Origin of the sequence: Dapis purpurea BLCC-M126 (assembly GCF_050015975.1) — a bacterium.
Taxonomy (GTDB): domain Bacteria; phylum Cyanobacteriota; class Cyanobacteriia; order Cyanobacteriales; family Microcoleaceae; genus Trichodesmium.
Genome location: NZ_JBNHER010000260.1, coordinates 30,248 through 49,193, shown reverse-complemented (window position 1 = coordinate 49,193; position 18,946 = coordinate 30,248). Strand labels below are relative to the sequence as shown.

Annotated in this window: 18 protein-coding genes; 10 read left to right on the top strand and 8 right to left on the bottom strand. The window is 32.5% G+C overall.

Going from position 1 to position 18,946, the window contains the following annotated elements:
* Positions 1-28 precede the first annotated feature (28 nt).
* From ACP6PL_RS23605 to ACP6PL_RS23590, 4 genes are all read left to right on the top strand, one after another.
* Entirely contained in the window at positions 29-226 is a 198-nt protein-coding gene (locus ACP6PL_RS23605) for a hypothetical protein (protein ID WP_426547736.1), read from the top strand.
* A 593-nt stretch (positions 227-819) separates the two neighbouring features.
* Positions 820-1,293 carry a Tic20 family protein gene (locus tag ACP6PL_RS23600; RefSeq protein ID WP_426547735.1) on the top strand — a complete coding sequence of 158 codons (474 nt, stop codon included), beginning with the start codon at positions 820-822 and terminating at the stop codon, positions 1,291-1,293.
* Between the two features lie 117 nt (positions 1,294-1,410).
* Entirely contained in the window at positions 1,411-1,764 is a 354-nt protein-coding gene (rpsF, locus tag ACP6PL_RS23595; protein WP_426547734.1) for a 30S ribosomal protein S6, read from the top strand.
* 312 nt (positions 1,765-2,076) lie between these two features.
* A complete protein-coding gene (locus tag ACP6PL_RS23590) occupies positions 2,077-2,634 on the top strand; it encodes an Npun_F5560 family protein (RefSeq protein ID WP_426547733.1) in 558 nt (185 codons plus the stop codon).
* A 369-nt stretch (positions 2,635-3,003) separates the two neighbouring features.
* On the opposite strand, the gene ACP6PL_RS23585 is transcribed toward ACP6PL_RS23590, so the two are convergent.
* Positions 3,004-3,351: an STAS domain-containing protein gene (locus tag ACP6PL_RS23585; RefSeq protein ID WP_426547732.1), complete on the bottom strand. Its 348-nt coding sequence runs from the start codon at positions 3,349-3,351 to the stop codon at positions 3,004-3,006.
* 1,184 nt (positions 3,352-4,535) lie between these two features.
* Here ACP6PL_RS23585 and ACP6PL_RS23580 point away from each other — a divergent pair.
* Positions 4,536-5,168 carry a DedA family protein gene (locus ACP6PL_RS23580; protein ID WP_426547731.1) on the top strand — a complete coding sequence of 211 codons (633 nt, stop codon included), beginning with the start codon at positions 4,536-4,538 and terminating at the stop codon, positions 5,166-5,168.
* Positions 5,169-5,607: 439 nt separating this feature from the next.
* On the opposite strand, the gene ACP6PL_RS23575 is transcribed toward ACP6PL_RS23580, so the two are convergent.
* Positions 5,608-5,778, bottom strand: a complete 171-nt coding sequence (locus tag ACP6PL_RS23575; protein ID WP_426547730.1) for a hypothetical protein — start codon at positions 5,776-5,778, stop codon at positions 5,608-5,610.
* Positions 5,779-6,481: 703 nt separating this feature from the next.
* Here ACP6PL_RS23575 and ACP6PL_RS23570 point away from each other — a divergent pair.
* Positions 6,482-6,619: a photosystem II reaction center protein K gene (locus tag ACP6PL_RS23570; RefSeq protein ID WP_094677471.1), complete on the top strand. Its 138-nt coding sequence runs from the start codon at positions 6,482-6,484 to the stop codon at positions 6,617-6,619.
* A 644-nt stretch (positions 6,620-7,263) separates the two neighbouring features.
* Here the strand turns inward: ACP6PL_RS23570 and ACP6PL_RS23565 are convergent.
* The 3 genes from ACP6PL_RS23565 to ACP6PL_RS23555 form a co-directional block, all read right to left on the bottom strand.
* Complete coding sequence (locus ACP6PL_RS23565; RefSeq protein ID WP_426547729.1) at positions 7,264-7,821, bottom strand: glutathione S-transferase family protein; 558 nt, start codon at positions 7,819-7,821, stop codon at positions 7,264-7,266.
* A 213-nt stretch (positions 7,822-8,034) separates the two neighbouring features.
* On the bottom strand, positions 8,035-8,499 hold the full coding sequence (locus tag ACP6PL_RS23560; protein ID WP_426547728.1) for a hypothetical protein: 465 nt from the start codon (positions 8,497-8,499) through the stop codon (positions 8,035-8,037).
* 493 nt (positions 8,500-8,992) lie between these two features.
* Positions 8,993-9,667, bottom strand: a complete 675-nt coding sequence (locus ACP6PL_RS23555) for an MBL fold metallo-hydrolase (RefSeq protein ID WP_426547727.1) — start codon at positions 9,665-9,667, stop codon at positions 8,993-8,995.
* Between the two features lie 48 nt (positions 9,668-9,715).
* On the opposite strand from ACP6PL_RS23555, the gene ACP6PL_RS23550 reads away from it, so the two are divergent.
* On the top strand, positions 9,716-11,209 hold the full coding sequence (locus tag ACP6PL_RS23550) for a site-2 protease family protein (protein ID WP_426547726.1): 1,494 nt from the start codon (positions 9,716-9,718) through the stop codon (positions 11,207-11,209).
* A 501-nt stretch (positions 11,210-11,710) separates the two neighbouring features.
* Here the strand turns inward: ACP6PL_RS23550 and ACP6PL_RS23545 are convergent.
* Complete coding sequence (locus tag ACP6PL_RS23545) at positions 11,711-12,760, bottom strand: fatty acid desaturase family protein (RefSeq protein WP_426547725.1); 1,050 nt, start codon at positions 12,758-12,760, stop codon at positions 11,711-11,713.
* A gap of 12 nt (positions 12,761-12,772) precedes the next feature.
* Here ACP6PL_RS23545 and ACP6PL_RS23540 point away from each other — a divergent pair, with 12 nt between their 5' ends.
* Positions 12,773-13,333, top strand: coding sequence for an NUDIX hydrolase (locus ACP6PL_RS23540; protein ID WP_426547724.1), 561 nt, complete (start codon positions 12,773-12,775; stop codon positions 13,331-13,333).
* 427 nt (positions 13,334-13,760) lie between these two features.
* Here the strand turns inward: ACP6PL_RS23540 and ACP6PL_RS23535 are convergent, their stop codons facing one another.
* Entirely contained in the window at positions 13,761-14,063 is a 303-nt protein-coding gene (locus tag ACP6PL_RS23535) for a DUF6464 family protein (RefSeq protein ID WP_426547723.1), read from the bottom strand.
* A 48-nt stretch (positions 14,064-14,111) separates the two neighbouring features.
* The gene (locus tag ACP6PL_RS23530; protein ID WP_426547721.1) at positions 14,112-14,318 is read right to left on the bottom strand and encodes a hypothetical protein; all 207 of its coding nucleotides are present in this window, start codon (positions 14,316-14,318) and stop codon (positions 14,112-14,114) included.
* Positions 14,319-14,662: 344 nt separating this feature from the next.
* Between ACP6PL_RS23530 and ACP6PL_RS23525 the strand changes: the two genes are divergently transcribed.
* Both ACP6PL_RS23525 and ACP6PL_RS23520 read left to right on the top strand, forming a co-directional pair.
* Entirely contained in the window at positions 14,663-15,814 is a 1,152-nt protein-coding gene (locus tag ACP6PL_RS23525) for a Ycf66 family protein (RefSeq protein WP_426547720.1), read from the top strand.
* Between the two features lie 579 nt (positions 15,815-16,393).
* Positions 16,394-18,739, top strand: coding sequence for a CHAT domain-containing protein (locus tag ACP6PL_RS23520; protein ID WP_426547719.1), 2,346 nt, complete (start codon positions 16,394-16,396; stop codon positions 18,737-18,739).
* Positions 18,740-18,946 lie beyond the last annotated feature (207 nt).

The following is an 18,946-nucleotide window of genomic DNA, read 5'->3' as shown; positions in this document are numbered from 1 at the left end:
CAGATGGGATATCCCTGGAGGTGTAATTATGTTAGTTATCTTAATGGAAAATGAGCTTGTTGATCCTCAACGAGTTTGTCAAGGTTGTTTATTAGCTAATCAAAGTGGTCAACCCCGATGGAAAGGTGGTCAACTACGTTGTGGTCATCCAGTTCCTAAATTAGCAGATACTCAACCAGATCAGTATGAATGTGAAATGGGTTTTCGTATCGCAAGTATAGAATAATTACTTTATGAATGTGAAATGGGTTTTCGTATCGCAAGTATAGAATAATTACTTTTGATTTGATTAATTAAAATTTGGAATTTTTGCAGAGTGGCAAATATCATTCTCATCGAATGAAAGTTATCTAAGTTACCGATAATTTTGTTTTAAAGCCTTAGTTTTTTAGGACAACTCTTGCTATCAAATAAAAAGTCCGAATAAAAAGCACGAAACCTTTGAGTTAGACTCCCCATTATGGGTATATAAATAAAGATGTTTTAATGCTGATTAGTGGGCTTATGTATGTCAGTTGCGAATACTGGGAGAAAGTAAGCTAGGAAAATTAACAAACTATCACGATTCAAAAATTTTATTAACCATTACATTATGGTTGGGCATCCGAAAACTTAGGCTAACTACCTAAACGACTTAGTAAAGCCCTGTTTCTGGCTAACTTTTGCTAGCGCATAGTTAGTTAAGCGCTCTGAAATAATCATTAATCTCTGATACTAGAGTCTAGGAGAATCCATTGACTTGAGGGATTCTATATATGTCAATGCGCTATCCTGAATTTATATCTGTTTATATCTTACTAAATTCAGGAGTATTTTATAATGACTTGGCGTGGTTCCACAACAATTCAAGACCGAATTTTTGCTTGTTTACCCTACCTCTTACCCTTACTAGATGGATTAGTGTATGGAAGATACTTATTTCAACAGTTTCCTCCTTTACAACTAATTTTAATTCCTCTTGGACCTTTGTTACAAATTTACCGAGGTATACCTTTCCTTGGCTTCATAGTTTTCTTTGCTCTGTTTTTACTGGTAGTGAGAAATAATAATATATCTCACTTTATTCGTTTTAATACGATGCAGGCAATTCTGTTAGACATTGTTTTGATTTTGTGTGGTCTAATTTTATCAATACTAGGGGGTAGTTTAGGAGGATTTATTATGGAAACTCTTTCTAATATGATATTCCTAGGAATTTTAGGTTCATGTATCTATACAGTAGTTCAGTCAGCAATGGGGCGTTACGCAGAAATACCAACTATTTCTGATGCTGTTTATATGCAAGTCCGCTAAAGATTTTTAAAATTAGCACTAGGATGTTTAGCAAAAATTTTGTATGATAGAAGATCCTTGCTTCTTCTAATTATAAGTTTTAGTAGAAGCCATATTGTCCAAAAGGAGGTTATTTCTATGAGACCATTCATGTATGAAACAATGTATATCCTGCGTCCGGATCTGACTGAAGAACAAGTAGAGCAGGCAATTACAAAATATAAAGAGATGTTGCAGGAACAGGGAGCTTATGAGCTAGAAATTCAACATCGTGGTAAACGTCGTTTAGCTTATGAGATAAAGGATCATCGTGAAGGTACATATATCCAGATGAACTATCAAGGTCCTCCTACTCAAATAGCAGTTTTAGAAAGGGCAATGCGTTTAAGTGAAGAAGTTATTCGTTACTTAACAATTAAACAGGAAATACCCAAAGTCACCAAAACAGATACTCAAAATCCATCAGAACCAGTAGCAGCATCAGTAGAATAGCAATATCTTAAGGTTTAAGAGTTTTTGCTTAACTCGAAAATCCAGGGCAAAGGCATCTTACTTTGACACTGCTGACTGGTCTTAGATATGATGTTTTTGAGTGTTTATAGCGACCAAATACTATCAAACTTAATTTCAAAGACTTCCAGAATTTTTAGATGTTTTTGCCCAGCTCAAAAATCAAAGTAATCTTAGGAACCAGGGGAGAATTCTCCCCACTTTTCATAATTTATAATTCTATTTAGTTCATACAGTCTATAGTATTTTTAAATAAAATCAACGAACTACTGAATAATAAGGAGCAAAACTACAGTGAATCAGATCCAAAAGTTAAATTCGCAACAACTCCAAGTTGAAGTGTCTCGTCTTAACGAAGAATTACAAATGCGAGACCAATTAATCCAACAATTGTCTCAAGAACTTTTTCGCTTAGTTAAGGGCAATACAAGTATCGTACCAACATCTAATGTACCGGAACGTTACCAGTCTCAAATGCAAAGTGTAAAAGAACAGCTAAACGAAGTTGAACAACAAGTAACTTTTTATCAACAACAAATTTCTGAACGAGATGCAGAAATATATAATTTGCGTCATTCTGTACAAGAATTAACAGATCGCTCCCAAATGTTAGAACAAGTAGTACAAGAACTACCAGAAGTTTATCGTCAGAAATTTTCTGAGCGACTTGCAGAAGTGCTCGAAAAAGTTGAAATGTTACAGAAAGAAAACCGTCAACTTCATGCAGAGCTACAGAGTGTTAGTTATCGTCTAGCAGTTAGAAACCGTCGAGCTAATGGTCTTGACTTACCTGCTTTTGGTTCTGGTCAATCTAGTTCTTCTGTAGAAATGCCTACATTTGGTAATGCTTAATTTGTAAGCATTCAGCCGTCAGCTATTAGCTTATGAGTTATTAACTAACTAATGATTAAACTCAAGGATAAATTAGTGTCCAAGAAGAATTAAAAGTTATAGATGAAGTTAGTCATCAGCTAACTTTAGTAGTTATTTGAATATACTCAAAAGCTGAATGGAATCTAATTAAGTGATAAGCTTAATTTTAGCAAATATGCTTTGAAATTAATACTAATTTTTATATCAGCATAAGTATAAACTTCAGCCTCAAAAATAGTATTTTGATAATTTTGAATTTCTAGGAAATAGTTATTAATTGCAAGTCATAAAATCAGCTCAATTGCTATTGAAGTTAGCATCTGAGCCGATTATATAATTAATAATAAACTAAGCTACAGCTAATTTTAAATCAGAGTCCGAAAAAATTTCATCAAGGTTATTGAAAATTTGAAAGACTCTATCTAATTGAGTAATCTCAAAAGTCAGCTTAACTGTAGGATTCAAATTACAAATCACTAAGCGATAACCATGTTCACGAGCTGTTTTTAAACCAATAACTAATGCACTTAAACCAGAACTATCGATAAATTCAACATTTGCCATATCAATAATCCAAAGATTGCATTGTTTTTCTAGAAGAGATATAAATTTCTGCTTCATAGCATTCGCTTCAACCAAGTCTAAGCGGTGGTGTGGAATTAAAATAATATGTTTTTTGAGATCAACATTTTTCATAGGTATCACCATTAATTAAAAAGAAGAAGTTTAGTTTTTTTAGTTTACTCTAAAAAAAATGGGTGCTATGGAGAGTAATTTCTATAGCCTAATTATCAAAAATCAAAAAACTTTGATTCGATTCCGGAAATTATACTAAATTTAGAGACATAAATTTCCTAATATTTTGTGAAAATGAGAATTAAAACCACAAAGTGTGAATTTGATAAAGTTTGCCCTTCATTATACACAGTTGATTTTTTATACTATGCAATTAATCCTTTGTATGTATAAAAAAAATCAGGACGGAGCTATTTTTTTCTTAATATAATGTTTCTCAGGCTAGTAAGAAAAACTTGTAATCTTTATTGTCTGTTATCTGTTTCCTAATAACAATTTGATAAATTTTTTCTATAAATATTTGGATTTTTTCGCTAGAGTTTAGGAGTGACAATAAGATAGTTTAAATATCATTTATTAGTTATTAGTATGAACATCCCTTTTTGCTCAAATATCCATATAATGCAAAATCCTTTAATTCCTCTTTTTTATTAGTAACATTTTTTTTATTGTTATAAAACCTATAATTTTGTACCTAAGTAGTAGGAAAATTTCTATATAAAACCTATCTACTATCTCTGCCAATACTTTGATCTTTTCATAAATTTTAGACTATATAAATAGGGCTTGCGCTTAAAAGTCTTTTTGCTAAGGCAGGGAGTAGGGAGTAGTGAAAACTCAAGAGGAATCAGGAGTTTTAGAAGACTTACAAAGGAAAAATCATCTCTTAACTTGGGTGCCCCTACCAAACCCAAGATACTCACTTTTTTAGCTTGATCAGGCTAAAATCTGGTACTTTTTCACAACTCAAAAAGCCTGACACTCCTATTTATCAATACTTTGATATTTAATCAGCAAACCCTAAATAAAATCAGTATGCTTGATTATTTATAACTTACAAAGGAGATGGTTATAGCCTATTTTTAATCAAAAACTCTATAAATTTTTTAGTAGAAATTAGAAGGTAATTAGAGGCAATACAGGAAAGAGGTTGAAAAATACTTCCTATCTCCTTTATCCCTTTCCCAATATTTAAGATGATCCAAGTAATAAAGAAGTTCCCTCGATCTTAAACTACCTGACGGTAAAATATAAAAAAATGATAAATTTTATTAAGTAAGCTTAAAGGTAGAGGTTAGCGTCTAATGTCCTTAGAATTTGTATCATTAGAAACAATTCAGTTCATAGCCCATAAATATGGTTATTTAGCAGTTTTCTTAGGAATAGCCTTAGAAAATGCAGGTATTCCCTTACCTGGAGAAACCATAACACTTGTAGGTGGATTTCTGGCTGGTAGTGGAAAGCTAATGTATTGGTATGTGTTAGGTTCTGCAATTATGGGAGCTATATTCGGGGATAGTTGTGGATATTGGATTGGCAAGTATGGCGGTTGGCCATTTATGTTGCAGTTAGGTAGAATATTCCGGATTAAAGAAACAAAATTGATAGATGTGAAAAATCAGTTCAGTAAAAATGCAGCTAAAGCAGTATTCTTTGGTAGGTTTATCACTTTATTACGAATTTTTGCTGGACCTTTAGCTGGAATTGCTCAAATGCCTTACTGGAAATTCTTATTATGTAATTTTGCTGGAGCAACTATTTGGGCATTGACAATGGTAAGTTTATCTTTTTTTATCGGACAAGTTGTACCTCTCGAAAAATTAGTAAGCTGGGTTGCACAATTTGGTATAGTTGCTTTAATTTTGGTATTTGCTTGGATTTTAATTCCTATTTGCTCAGAGTCTCTCAAGAAGAGCAATCAAAATACAGGTTTATAAATTAAGATTGAATAAGATAAATAAAAGAAATATTAAATTTACTAAAATTGTCTAGATACCTTCCTTAAATTTTTCATCCCTGTAATAATCCCGTTTGACTTGAGAGTTGAAAATGGACTAGGATTGAATTTTTTGTTCACACAAATCAAACAGGATTCCTGTATACCTTATAAAGGTAAAAATTTATATATAGAAGAAAATTACATTTTAGGACTTACTAGATTTCTACATTTATCGGTATAGTAACAACCAAAACGATTGGCTAGGAAGCTATCTAGGCTAATATCCTCTTGTTTTAGGAAACCACTGTGGGAAATTTCCCTGTTAAGATACATATCAAAAACAGCACAACAGGGAGGCACCAGTTGCAAGCTGAATGGAACTTCAAGTTTGTCCATACAAATTGAGGGGATAAATCTTGCAGACATCCCTGATTTGTTCAAGATAACCGTTTCTCGAGCCAGTTACAGTACAGAAGATAAGTACCACATCTTGACTTAGTGATAGGGATGGAATTGTTCAATATTTCTTGAAGAAGTTCGCGACGATCGCTCAAGCGCAATTCTTTGGTTAAAAATTTCATTAGATACTGATGAGCTTGATAACGCATGGTTTTGTAGTTGAGAGTACCCACCTACCCTTCAAGGGTTTCGCAGAGAGTCCCCAAGCCAACAGAAGTATTAAATGCTTAGTAATTTATCCCATCTATGGAGAAATGAAATGCTCCACCTCTTCCAAGGGTATTGCCTCTATTTTACGATCGTTATGAATAATCTCACAAGGATTGCAGTATTCGTTAATCATACCTTTCGTATAATTCATCAAAATTTTGACTTGAGCAGATTCACTTCAACCACTCATTTGGTTCTTGCTTAGACATTCCTTTTATATTTGATATTTCATCAAATCAATGGTAAACATTCTAGCTTGACTAAATCCCAAGACTTTGTGTTATTCCTAGTTGGGTACTTGCGTCTAAATTAAAGTACCAAAGTAAGGGTGAGCAAAACCAAGAGATAAACTAATGAAAAATCTCGAAAGAATATTTTGCCCACCGAGAAAGCTAGACACTGGTACATTATTTTTTTGCTAATCCCTTGGTAGAAATGCTCAAACATGATAGTTGGGTATGAATTCACTACCTCACGTTTTGAGATGTTTCTGTCCCTCAAAGATTCATTACTGTATTCAGCAAGGCCAATATTCCCATTAGTTGAGATTTAGATTTGAAGAGATGAATTTTGATGTTAATGGATCATGTTAAGATATACTAATATTATAAAAATTTTGTGTAAAAAAGGTAGGTTGATTTCATGGAATTAGCAATGCTATTGGCAAAATTGCCAGAAGCTTACTCAGTTTTTGATCCGTTAGTTGATGTTTTACCAGTAATTCCTGTTTTCTTCTTGTTGCTAGCTTTTGTATGGCAAGCAGCAGTAGGTTTCAGATAAAAATCAAATCTCCAAATATAGCTATTAACTTCCATTGTAAATTATTAGCAATATGCTGATAATAATTTGGAAGCTGATAGCTACTAAGTTTACTAATGCTAAACAAGTAATTATTTTTGCTACCTACTTTCTGAAAATTAAAGGGATAAACCAATCGATCTCCTTGCATATTTAGGAGTACCCTAACTTTTTAATCTAGAGAAATCAATTATTTTTAGATTGTCTATTTTGGTTGATTGTTGTGTGATTTATTCTGCTTGCTTTAAAGTAATATTAATTCTCAAAAATAAATTGATAATTAGTATCGATTGCTCGTCATCATAAAAGTCGATGTCAGAAGTACAAGAATAGAAATTTTTGAGTTGCTAGAGACCTTGATTGACAGTTTGAAAATATATTGTTGAATTATTGAATATAGCTAATTTAGAGAATTAGTATAAGCATTCAGCAAGAAAAATGAACGACAAATTTAGAAAGTCTATCCAGACAATTCTTGATTTTGAAATTTTAAGATAGCCTGATGATTGCTATGATTAGCAAACTTGCTTTTCTCTATATATTTAATTGCCCCTCATTATCTCAATACTCTCTTAGCTTGAAGCTAATAAATAATAACTAAAAACTGACTGCTGAATGCTTACATATTAAGAACGATTAGCAATTGTCTTTTGAAAAGCAGGTCTTTCAGAAATCTGTTTAATATATTCCAAAACACTAGCATAGGAACTTAAATCTAGCTTTAACATCATAGGAACGTAAGCTAAAATTGAACCTACTGCTATATCTGCAACGTTTAATTCTTCACCCATTAAATAAGGTTGATTCTCAAAAATTTTATTCAATGGAGTTAATAAACGGGGAGTTTCTTTTTCCCGACTTGCTTCTACAAAAATTCCTGGTCCGAGAGTCGCATTGGCAAACAATACCCACTGAAAAATTTCGGCTTTCTTTTCTAGAGAATCAGGCATTTTGCCATATTTTTCTGCAATGTACAACAAAATAGCACCTGATTCCCAAAGCTTAAATTCTCCATCCACAATAGCAGGTACTTTTCCCGTCGGATTAATCTCTAAAAAATCTGGTTTGAGATGTTCTTCTGACTGCATATCAAGAGTAATAAATTCATAAGTAGCTTCTATTTCTTCAAGATACCAATGAACAATTGATGCCCGACTACGAGCACCACCATAAAGTTTTAGCACGATTAAATACCTAATCTTAGATAACTGTAATTTTTGCTAGTTATTAGCTGTAAGCTATCAGCAATAATACCCCAACCTTAAGTAAAAGGTTAAAATAAATAATATACTTTAAAGCCGACTTTTGTAGTAAGATTTAGTTCTCACTTAATCAATAAAGTCTTGACCTAAAACTAAAAGCAATACCTAATAGCTGATAGCTGAATACTTTTACTATTAAAGAACTTTGTGAGTATATTCGTGTTGCTTCACATTGTCTTCTGAACTAACAATATTTTCTGCATTTAATATTCTCTTACGTTCCAGAGAATAGTTTAAATCATCACGACGACTTCCTAGAGGAACCAAAGATTTAACTTCAGGATGAATTTTATATGTGCGAGTAGCAGCGATCGCTCTCTCAGCAAAATTATCAGAAAATTGAGATTCTGGAGGAAAATCTGTAGGTAGTAGGGGTGTCTCTCCAGATAATACTTTGCCCAAAGTTGTTCCACAAGCTATCTGATAGGAAGTAGGTATTCCTTTAACAATAGCTTCAAGAGCTGCTGAGGGTATTGGTTCAACAATTTTTACTTGAGAGACTTCCCCATCTTCTTTAACAAAGCAGGTTGCTAAACCAATAACCAAATAATCATCAGCAGATAAATCTGGGGCATTAGGATAAGTAGTAACAGTTGCCATAGGCTATTGTAATTTTTAGTTCTTAGATACTTAAGTATTATTTTACCAACTGAGGGAACCAAGTCCTCAAAAAAATTTCATTTTCAAATTGAAGCGTCGCAGCAATTTATGTCAGAATTAATATTATTAAGTTAACCTAGCCCTCATTTTGACAAAAAATATCCATGGTAGATTATTTTGCTTAAAGTATAGCTCCCATAATAGCCGGGTCAATTCATCAAAATCAAATAAGGACTAAGACCACCAAAATATCTTATAATTTTTGGATATCCAGAGTCTGGGGAAAAAGTATTATGATTAATATAAAGAAAAGTTTTTTCGTTAATTAAAAAAAATCCAGAACTTCAAAAGCAAAACTTAAATAGGTTAAACCTCAGCCTGTCTCAATTATTTAAGTAATAAAATTATTATCTTGATGCCTGAGAATATCAGTTTTATCTTCAAAAAAATTTATCTGTGACTTTCCATAAGGTGTGACGTATCCTCAAGACAGTCAAAACAATGATTTAACTTGAGAGTAAGTATCTAAATTCAAAGATGCTAACTTATCATAAGCTGAGTCAATTACTCGCTTACCTCTCAAAGCACCAGTATTAGCACCAGGACAAATATACTGTAAATTTTCTGAAGAAAATCGCTCAATCAAAAATTTAACACTTTGAACCTGTCTAGGCCAATGAAAAGTCTTAGCAATACGCAACGGAACAGGTTCCCCCTGACTATTCGGTAACAAATGACGACCTGTAAATAATACACCTCCATTCCCCGAATAGTATAGACAAGATGAACCTGGAGAATGTCCAGGAGTCCAGAGAACATTAGTATGTGGACTCAAATTAAACTCATGCTCAAAAGTCGTTACTTTTAGCCCAGGCAACAAATAAGCTTCTTCTTCTTGAATCAGAATCTCACATTTGAAGGCTGCTTGAATTTCCTTTGCTTTGCCAATAGCAGTACGATGGGTAATATACAACCACTTTACTCCTCCGTGTTCCATGAGAAACTTTAGATTTGTTTCATTATCGGCAGGACAATCAATCAGAATGTTGATCTGATTCTCTACAATAAAATAAGAAGTTCCTCCTAAAATATCCCGATTTGGGGAAAAAGCAAAAATATTTTCTAGGACAAACTGGGGAGGTTTGGAGACAAAAGGCTGTTGTGTCAAGGCAGTATTCTTACTTAATTAGAAATAGACAGAATTCAGTAAACTATTATGCTCTTTTTATTAATTTTATTAGGGTTGATTACATACTTTATATTGCAGCGTAGTGTAAGTAAAATTACTAGAACTCCTATTTGGATATTATGGCTAGTAATGATGACACCTGCTTTAATCTGGACGAGTTGGTTATTAATCTATGGTCAAAAACAACTACCTCCTGGATTAATTATCATCCCTTTTATTTTTTGTCCTTACCTATACTGGTTATTGGTACAGCAGGGACGTTATGCTCCAAGTAAATCAGATAAATCAAAAATAGAAAATAGTAACTCCCAGAGTAAACCAGAAATTGACCCTACTCAAATTATCAACCAAACTCCACCAAAACTAGCAATAGACAAAACAGAAGAAGCTGGCTTACGAAATTGTTTTCCTTGGACAGTCTACTATCTGCGGAATTTAGAGTATAGAGCTCAAGCAGTTATTTGTCGAGGTCAGTTACGATCCAACCCGGAAAAAGCTTATCAAACAGTACGAGAAAATGTAGAAGGAAAATTTGGCGATCGCTTCTTAGTGGTATTTCAAAATAGCTTTCAAGGTAAACCTTTCTTTGCTCTAGTTCCTAACCCACGTTGTAGTAATAATAAAACTCAAGAGTCTGAAGAATATAAAAAACCTGTAATGTTGGCTTTAGGATTATTATTAATCACTTTATTCACTACTACATTAGTAGGGGCGAGAGAAATAGCTGGTATTTCTGAAGATGCCATAAAATATAACCCTAATTTATTAATCCAAGGTTTGCCTTATGCCATCGCTCTGATTTTGATTCTAGGATGCCATGAATTCGGTCATTATATAACAGCTCAATTATACAAAATTCGTACAACTTTACCATATTTTATTCCAGTACCGTTTTTCTTAGGAACTTTTGGCGCATTTATTAGGATGCAAAGTCCTGTACCTAATCGTAAATCTTTATTTGATGTTAGTATAGCAGGCCCTATTGCCGGATTAGTAGTCACAATACCTCTATTAATTTGGGGTTTATCTCACTCTAGTATTGTGCCTCTTTCTGAAGATTCAGGAATATTATCTATAGATTCATTAAATCCGACTTTTTCTTTTTTATTAGCTGTATTAAGTAAATTAGCATTAGGTACAGAATTAACTTATAACAAAGGTATAGATTTACATCCAGTAGCAGTAGCTGGTTACATAGGTTTAGTAGTAACCGCATATAATTTAATGCCTATTGGGCAACTTGATGGAGGTCATATAGTACACGCCATGTTTGGTCAACGCACTGGCATGGTTATTGGTCAAATTTCCCGTTTTTTGTTATTACTATTAGCTTTTATAAATAAGGAATTTTTATTTTTAGCAATCTTTTTATTTTTACTGCCTCTTGTTGATGAACCTGCTCTTAATGATGTTAGTGAACTAGATAATAAACGTGACTTTTTAGGATTGTTAATGTTAGGTTTATTGGTAATGATTTTATTGCCCGCACCAAAGATGGTAATACAGTGGTTAAATTTCTAATTGATAGTAGGAACTAAGTAATGGATAATGGATAATTGATAATTGATAATTACTTCTGGTTAAAACCCTACGGGAATTGAATATCAGGAAATATTATTTCTTTTTTTTCCTTGCAAGGGGAGGTTTTTAACCAAGATATTTAATTCATAATTATTAATTATTCGGTAATTTTATTAGTGTTTCTAGGGTTTTTTATTTAGCTAGAATAATTGTAATTATTCAGAAGTTAGCTATCAGCAATTAGCCAAGCGTGTTAATTATTCTTATGTTTACTACTCTGTACAGACGTTGCATCCAACGTCCCTCCGACCCTAATTCCCGGCTAAAGAAAATCTAGAAAAGTTTTTGATAAATGGTACAACCAGATTTTATATAACTATAAAAAGTAGCCCTTCGACTTCAAAGTCTTTCCCTGTTACCTAGGCTAATTATTTTTACTCTTCACAATACAAATGTAGATTAATTTATAGCCAATAATTAGAATCAAAATAGGAAAACATATTAATTAGAAACAACATTATTTATTGTCAAAATGATTTGATCATATTCTCTAATCTCAGAAGACTTACCCTCACAAATCAAAGTAGGATGAATACTCAAAAAACAAGTTTTCTGACAATAACCATCATCCACTTTCATCAAAGGTAAATTATGACTCTTCAAAACTCCTTGAATACGCTGAAAAGCCTCTGGCAAATTATTGAAAGGAATCCCAGGAAAAGCATGATGAACTGCATGATAATTTAACCCTCCCATCAACCATCCTACAAAATAACTTGCCTGAAGATTACGAGCAGCATAAAGTTGAGTAAGTTGATAAGTTTCTGATTTTTTCCAAAGTCCATAATGTTCTAGATGGTCACGGGTTTGCATCACGATACCAATTACTCTTTCTAATATTAACCAAAACAGTAAATAGCGTAATAATGCCCCATTTATCATCGCAAAACTTAGCATAACTCCATGCACTAATACCATTCCTCCTAAATCTAGAAATATTTGTTGGGGGAGACGAGAAACTAACTTTCGGTAGCGCCAACCATGAATAAAAGTTTTCAAAATTAAACCCACTCCTCCTGCCAGAAAAATATCAATACTCCATTGATGAAGCACATACCATTGCACAAGAGGATAAGAATTTTGATATTCTTGCCATGTCCACTGCACCCTTTCTGGATCTCGTAAGTCACTACCATTCCATCCATGATGTAGTTGGTGCAGTACAGCGTAAACACTGTAGGGCCACAGCATCGGCCAACTTATTAGTCGAGGCATAATACTGTCAAACCATCTCCACCCAGTTAAGGTGTGATGAGTCATATCATGGGTACAAATTAGCCAGAAAGCATACAAGAGTCCCGCGAAAATGCTAGTACCCCAAAATAAATAGTTATTGGATGTTGACCAGGCTATTATGACTAAAATGAGGAAGGCAAAACCTAATACAAGAAAGCGAAGTAGTCCAGCAAAGGAGTTAATTTGATGCAAGTCTGAGGTTACTTTTTGTAACTCTTGAGTTAGTCTAGTTGAGTTGATTAAATGGTTACTCATATCTATTGATTTATGACTGAGTTGAAAAAATGGAATCTTTTACAATCTAGGTTAGTAATTAATAATCAATGGTGTCAGGTAAGACAGGATGAAGTTGAGTTACCGAATGGCACAATTATAGATGATTTTTTTATTAATGTTAGACCAGATATTGCTCTTGTTTTTCCTGTAACTGTTCAACAAGAAATTGTCTTTGTCCGTCAATATAGACATGGAGTTAGTGAAGTTCTATTAGAGCTACCTGCGGGATCTTTTAACCCTAAAGCAGAAATTGGGGAAGTTGCTGCAGCAAGAGAATTAACTGAAGAAACTGGATATGTTGCTGAGAAATTAATTAAGTTAGCAACTTTATATGATAATCCGGTTAAAGATACTAATTCTATTCATTTATTTATTGCTGAAAATGTTATTAAGTCTCAACAACAAGATCTTGATATTACAGAAGAAATTGAAGTAGTTTTAATACCTGTTTCTGAGGTTATTCAGAGAGTTTTGATGGGAGACATAAGTGTTTGTGGAACTGTGACAGCTATATTTTTAGGATTAGAATATTTCCACAAGTCTAAATTTTGAATCGTACTATCTGTTGGGCTGTTATACCAATTTCATAAAATATTGCTATAGCCAGAGAAAAGTTCAATAATTAATAATTTTTATATTGGCGACAGCCAGTGACATAGCCAAGGAGAGGCTTTAAACTTTAATTTGTCGCTAAATATCTACAAAAAGAATAAAAATATTTAATTTTAACAATTTATATGATTTATAAAGTGTTAGGTTGTAGGCATAAATAATAAATCTATAAGTAACTACTTTGTGGGAATTTGATATTAAATTACTGGTAGTGGTGTATAAGTAGTGATATGCTAAAAAAAATTTAAGTAGTTGACAAAATTTATTGCTTTAAAACTTATAATTAGAGGTATTTTCTATTTCCTGTTACCTGTTCTCTACCTTCACAATAAATGAAAATCATCAAAAGACTAGGAAATGACTTCAATTAATCAATATCTATTGACTGATAATCACGACAATCTTTACATGGGCCAAGGGGATTAACAGCACAACGGACTTGAGAAGACCTAGCATTAAACTTACAAGTTATGTCTCCTACTATATATCCTACACCTTGAATATATTGTTGTTCTGGTTGGCTAGATATAGCTGTTATTTCTCTATAGTTTACAGCTAATCTGATTGAGTTAAGTCTTTCTGTAATCCTTGCTTCAAGTTTGTGGAGAATCCATAAAGAAACTAGGCAAGGAGTTATGCCTATCAAAAAAATTAGTAATATCTCAAACACATTTATTCTAATTTATTAGAAGTTCAGAAATACTATATTAATCTTAAATTATTGGTCGATAAAAGTTTTGAGATTTGTCATAGTTGAAAACTGAAAACTTTCTTCAACATAAGATAAATTTGGCAGTTTATTGTCTGCGGTAGTTACAGAAGGAGATAAAGAGGAAACAGGTGACTTAATATCAGATAAATCTATCCCTGCAAAAATATGTAAAGAGAAAGTAACAGCAGCAGCTAACAAAATTTTTTCCCACATTTCACACCCTCCTTTCATTTTGATGAAAATATAGAACAATTTATTTTGAGGCTTTTCTAACACTGACATCTTAAGAGACAACTTTAGTAATCGTCTGTGACTTGAAAGTAGGTAAAAAAGTGATTAAACTCACGATTGAATTAACAAATCTTTAACTCTGAACTATATCTAGTATATAAAATGTGATTAGTCAAACAATAAGTTCTAAACTGGGCATTATCTCACTACATATTCTCTACTGAGTTAGCTATGATGGGTTGAAATTGAAAATGCAGAAGTTATTAGGAGTTATTGAACGATAAAATGACGCCATATACAAATGTATAGTGGGAGTACCTAAACTTATGCTTACAAACATACTGGCCTTAGCTGTTGGTCTTGGTAGTTTAGCTTTATATATGGTGGCCTTTTTCTTTCCAGAAGTCCATCGGAAAAATGATTTTATCTGGAGTGGTGTAGGTCTTTTCTATGCCCTAGTATTATGGTTCTGTGCTGGTAGAATTACAGGTGCAGTGCTATTAGGTCAAGTGGCAGGTGTTGCTTTAATAGGTTGGTTTGGTTGGGAAACCCTGACGTTGCGTCGCCAAGTGACTCCAGTTGCAGAGCAAACCAAAATATCAACTCAGAAAAGTACTCAAGATAATACTCAGGAAAAATCAACAACTCTTCCTCAGACAACATCTACACCAGAAGTAGAGACTATGCCTAAATTAGATTTGGCTGAGTCAACAGAAACTTCTATTCAACAGTTAGAAAATATTACTACTGAAGAGTTTGTTAATGAAGTTAAAGCAGGAGAAAATAAATCGGAATTATTATCAGATGAAACTACTTTGGACTCCAGCAAAGTGACAGAAAAGTCTGAAGCAGATACAACTGAAAGTATGACAGAAGATAATGTTTTAACTGATTCCCAAACTGTATCAGAAACATCTCAGGAATTACAAACAAGTTCATCTAAAAAAGCTAGTGGTTTTTCTCAGTTATTGACACCTGTGAGTGGAATCTTGAGCAATATTAAAAATGCCATTCAAGGTAGAGATACTAAAAATACTGATTCTGACTCAACATCTACAAAAATTAAAGCTGATAGTGAGCAATTAACGTCTAGTGAAGAAGTTACTTCAGAAATTAATGAGACTATTAGTCAGACCGAAGATACTCAATTTGAGCAAGAATCTTTAATGGAAAAAGAAGAGTCTGTCATATCTGATATTCAGGTAGAGGAAACTACTTTGGCAGAAGTTGAAAAAGAACCAACTTTATCCTCAGAAGCAGAATCTATATCTACTGAAAAAGCTATTGCAGAAACTCCAATAAATGCAGAAGTTTCTGAAGTTCAAGATAACCTAAAATCACCAGAAAAAATAACTACTGGAGATAGTGATAATGGGGAAGAAAAAGTTACTTCTGTTTCTGCTGAGGAAAAAAGTGAAGCTGATAATTCAGCATCAGATTTATCCAAGGAGAGTAAAAATAAGTCGGTAGACGAGTAATATCACAACTTAACACGCTAAAAAGCAAAAAATTCATCATAACAAATAAAAAATTTTGAGGGAATTGGAAAGTAAATTTATAGCTCAATTCCCTATTTTTTGATTTTATTGATTTGATTATATAATTATATAGTGGTTATCATATTAATGAGGTACAGTATTTTTTCTGTTCTCTATATTTTGGCAAAAATTCCCAGTTTGTGAGCTGTTTGTAGTAATTTCATGGGACTTTTTTATAATTTTAACCTCTGATATATAAGGGATCTATCTTTAATTCACCAACCTCTAAATAGAAAATTCAGGTATAGCAATTTTTTTGGTAATTGGTATAATTTGCTAAGGAAGAAGGAAAAATTAACAAGAGGGAAGGAAAACTATATACCTCAACTGTATGAAAAATCCGATATCAAATTTTATGACTATTCATCTGAATTTAATATAACTCATATCTATATATAATAGAAATCAAGACACACAAAAAATTTAGTTAGTAAAATGATAAGTTGGAAAAATTTGAGTTTAATTATACCTACTATATGTTTATTAATGATTCCTCCATTTATAGTAGTTGAGAAAAAGGTGAAAATAAATTCACAAGCACTGGCAAAACTTACAAAAAATGAGAGTTATTCCATTTCACAAAACAATCTAAAAACTGAAGCACAACAACTTGAGCAACAGGCAACAGAAGAATTTAATAATGGTCAATTTGAAGTTGCTCTAGAAAAATTCAAACAAGTATTAGAAATTTATACTCAAGAGAGTGATCGCTCTGGATTTATCAGGACTTTAAATAAAATTGCTGTTGTTTATGATGCTCAAAGTAAATATCTTAAAGCTTTAGAATTTTATCAAGAAGCTTTGAAAAATGCTCAACAGGAGAAAGATAATGAAAATATCAGTGCTATTTTAAGTAATATTGGTTTGGTATATTCCCAGTTAGGGCAGTATGAGCAAGCTATAAATTTTTATCAGCAGGCTTTAAATAAAAATTATCCAGAAAAAGCGAAACTTTTAAATAATATTGGAGCAATTTATTATCACTTAAAGGAATTTCCTCAAGCTTTAAAATATTATCAACAAGCTTTGGAGGTTAATCGGAAAAATAAAGACAATATTGGTATTGCCAAAACTCTAGATAATATAGGTGTAATTTATAGAGAACAAGAGAAATATTCTGAGGCATTAAAATATCATCAGGAAGCATTAGCTATTCAACAAGAAATCGGCGATAGACATAATAATTCAGATACTCTTCATCATATTGGCAGAGTTCATCGAGAATCAAATCAACATTCAGAATCTCGAATTTTTTTTACTAATACTTTGATTATTGCACAACAGCTTGGAAACCAAGATAGAGAGAGAATTATTCTTGCTGATATAGGTAAATTATTAGAAAGAAAAAATCAGGATGAATTGGCAATAATTTTCTATAAAAAATCAGTTAATATTACTGAAAATATTCGGAAAGATTTGAAAAAATTACCAGTAGAACAGCAAAATTTATATATAGAAAACAATGCTGAAATATATCGCACTTTGGCTGACTTATTGCTGCAAAAAAAACGGGCTTTAGAAGCACACCAAATTTTAGATTTACTGCACATACAAGAGACATTTGAATATATTGGGAGCTTACAAACCGATGATTATGAATATAGTGAAATTCCATTACTAGAGCCAGAACAGGTGTTTTGGGAAAAGTATACTCAGCTAATAGATGAAGCTGCTAAAAGCCATAGTAAAAATCCAAATAACTTACAGGAACAATTAGTAAAAATTGAGCAATTTTTTGATAGTCAAGAAGTCAAATCTATAGTTTCAGAATTAGAGAAAAATTCTAGGAGTCAAAAGCTAACTTCAAATATAGCAGTTTGGCTACAGTCTGAACTAAAGGAAAATAACCTTCAAAATACTGTAGTCTTATATCCATTACTTTTAGAAGAGCGACTAGAATTAATATTAGTTACTGCTAATTCTCCTCCATTTCATCGCACTGTTTTAGTAAATCAGAAAGAATTTAATCAAACTATCTTTCGATTAAGAGGACAATTAACAAATAGAAATCAATCTGACCAAAGAGTTATGCAGGCAGGATTAAAACTATACAATTGGTTAATTAAACCTATTGAACCTCACCTAAAACTTACTCAAGCTAAAACAATTATTTATGCACCTGATAGTCAACTACGTTATATTCCTTTAGCAGGGCTACATGATGGAAAAAAATGGTTGGCAGAAAGGTTTAAAATTAATAATATTACTGCTGCAAGTTTAATGGAATTAGAACGTAGGGGTAAATTTGAACCTGTAATTTTAGCAGGTGCTTTAACAGAAGGAAGTTATAATTTTAAGGTGGGTCAGCGCCAATTTCAATTTGAATCATTGCCCTTTTCAGGAGTAGAGGTAAAGGAGATACAAAAGGTATTTCCTGAAACCAATAGATTATTAGGTAATGCTTTTACTAAAGAAGCTATAGAAGCACAATTGGATAGCTATAATATTCTACATTTTGCTACTCATTCTGCTTTTGTAAGTGGTCATCCAGAAGAATCTTTTATATTATTTGGAGATGGCGATCGCGCTACTTTACGAGATGTGGAAGATTGGAATTTAAATAATGTAGAATTAGTCATTTTTAGTGCTTGTCAAACTGCTTTGGGAAAAAAGCTAGGAAATGGAGAAGAAATACTTGGTTTTGGTTATAAAATACAAGAAGCTGGAGCAAAAGCAAGTATTGCAACTTTATGGCGAGTTGATGATCAAGGTACTCAAGAATTTATGAATGATTTTTATGCAGCTTTGAAGAATGGAGCAAGCAAGGCAGCGGCAATACAAAAAGCACAAATTTCTATGATTAATAGTGAGTATAGTCATCCCTATTATTGGGCACCATTTCTGTTAATTGGAAATGGGTTGTAAGTCAGTTATCAGTTATCAGTTATCAGTTATCAGTTATCAGTTAGGACTATTTTTTAATAAATTAAGCAAGCACTCTTTTCACTTCTTCTATATTTTTAACCAGAGAATAGAAGTACAAAAAAAAGTCTGTCATTGCGACTGTGACGGAGTGGAAGGAAGCAATCTCAAGGGTTTTAACTGCTTTAATATTTCCTTACTATATTTTTA

Bases quoted from the DNA above. Each gene is read 5' to 3' on its own strand.
- ACP6PL_RS23605 (WP_426547736.1), top strand. From the start codon at position 29: ATGTTAGTTATCTTAATGGAAAATGAGCTTGTTGATCCTCAACGAGTT.
- ACP6PL_RS23600 (WP_426547735.1), top strand. From the start codon at position 820: ATGACTTGGCGTGGTTCCACAACAATTCAAGACCGAATTTTTGCTTGT.
- rpsF (WP_426547734.1), top strand. From the start codon at position 1,411: ATGAGACCATTCATGTATGAAACAATGTATATCCTGCGTCCGGATCTG.
- ACP6PL_RS23585 (WP_426547732.1), bottom strand. From the start codon at position 3,351: ATGAAAAATGTTGATCTCAAAAAACATATTATTTTAATTCCACACCAC.
- ACP6PL_RS23580 (WP_426547731.1), top strand. From the start codon at position 4,536: ATGTCCTTAGAATTTGTATCATTAGAAACAATTCAGTTCATAGCCCAT.
- ACP6PL_RS23575 (WP_426547730.1), bottom strand. From the start codon at position 5,778: ATGCGTTATCAAGCTCATCAGTATCTAATGAAATTTTTAACCAAAGAA.
- ACP6PL_RS23570 (WP_094677471.1), top strand. From the start codon at position 6,482: ATGGAATTAGCAATGCTATTGGCAAAATTGCCAGAAGCTTACTCAGTT.
- ACP6PL_RS23560 (WP_426547728.1), bottom strand. From the start codon at position 8,499: ATGGCAACTGTTACTACTTATCCTAATGCCCCAGATTTATCTGCTGAT.
- ACP6PL_RS23550 (WP_426547726.1), top strand. From the start codon at position 9,716: ATGCTCTTTTTATTAATTTTATTAGGGTTGATTACATACTTTATATTG.
- ACP6PL_RS23545 (WP_426547725.1), bottom strand. From the start codon at position 12,760: ATGAGTAACCATTTAATCAACTCAACTAGACTAACTCAAGAGTTACAA.
- ACP6PL_RS23540 (WP_426547724.1), top strand. From the start codon at position 12,773: ATGACTGAGTTGAAAAAATGGAATCTTTTACAATCTAGGTTAGTAATT.
- ACP6PL_RS23530 (WP_426547721.1), bottom strand. From the start codon at position 14,318: ATGTGGGAAAAAATTTTGTTAGCTGCTGCTGTTACTTTCTCTTTACAT.
- ACP6PL_RS23525 (WP_426547720.1), top strand. From the start codon at position 14,663: ATGCTTACAAACATACTGGCCTTAGCTGTTGGTCTTGGTAGTTTAGCT.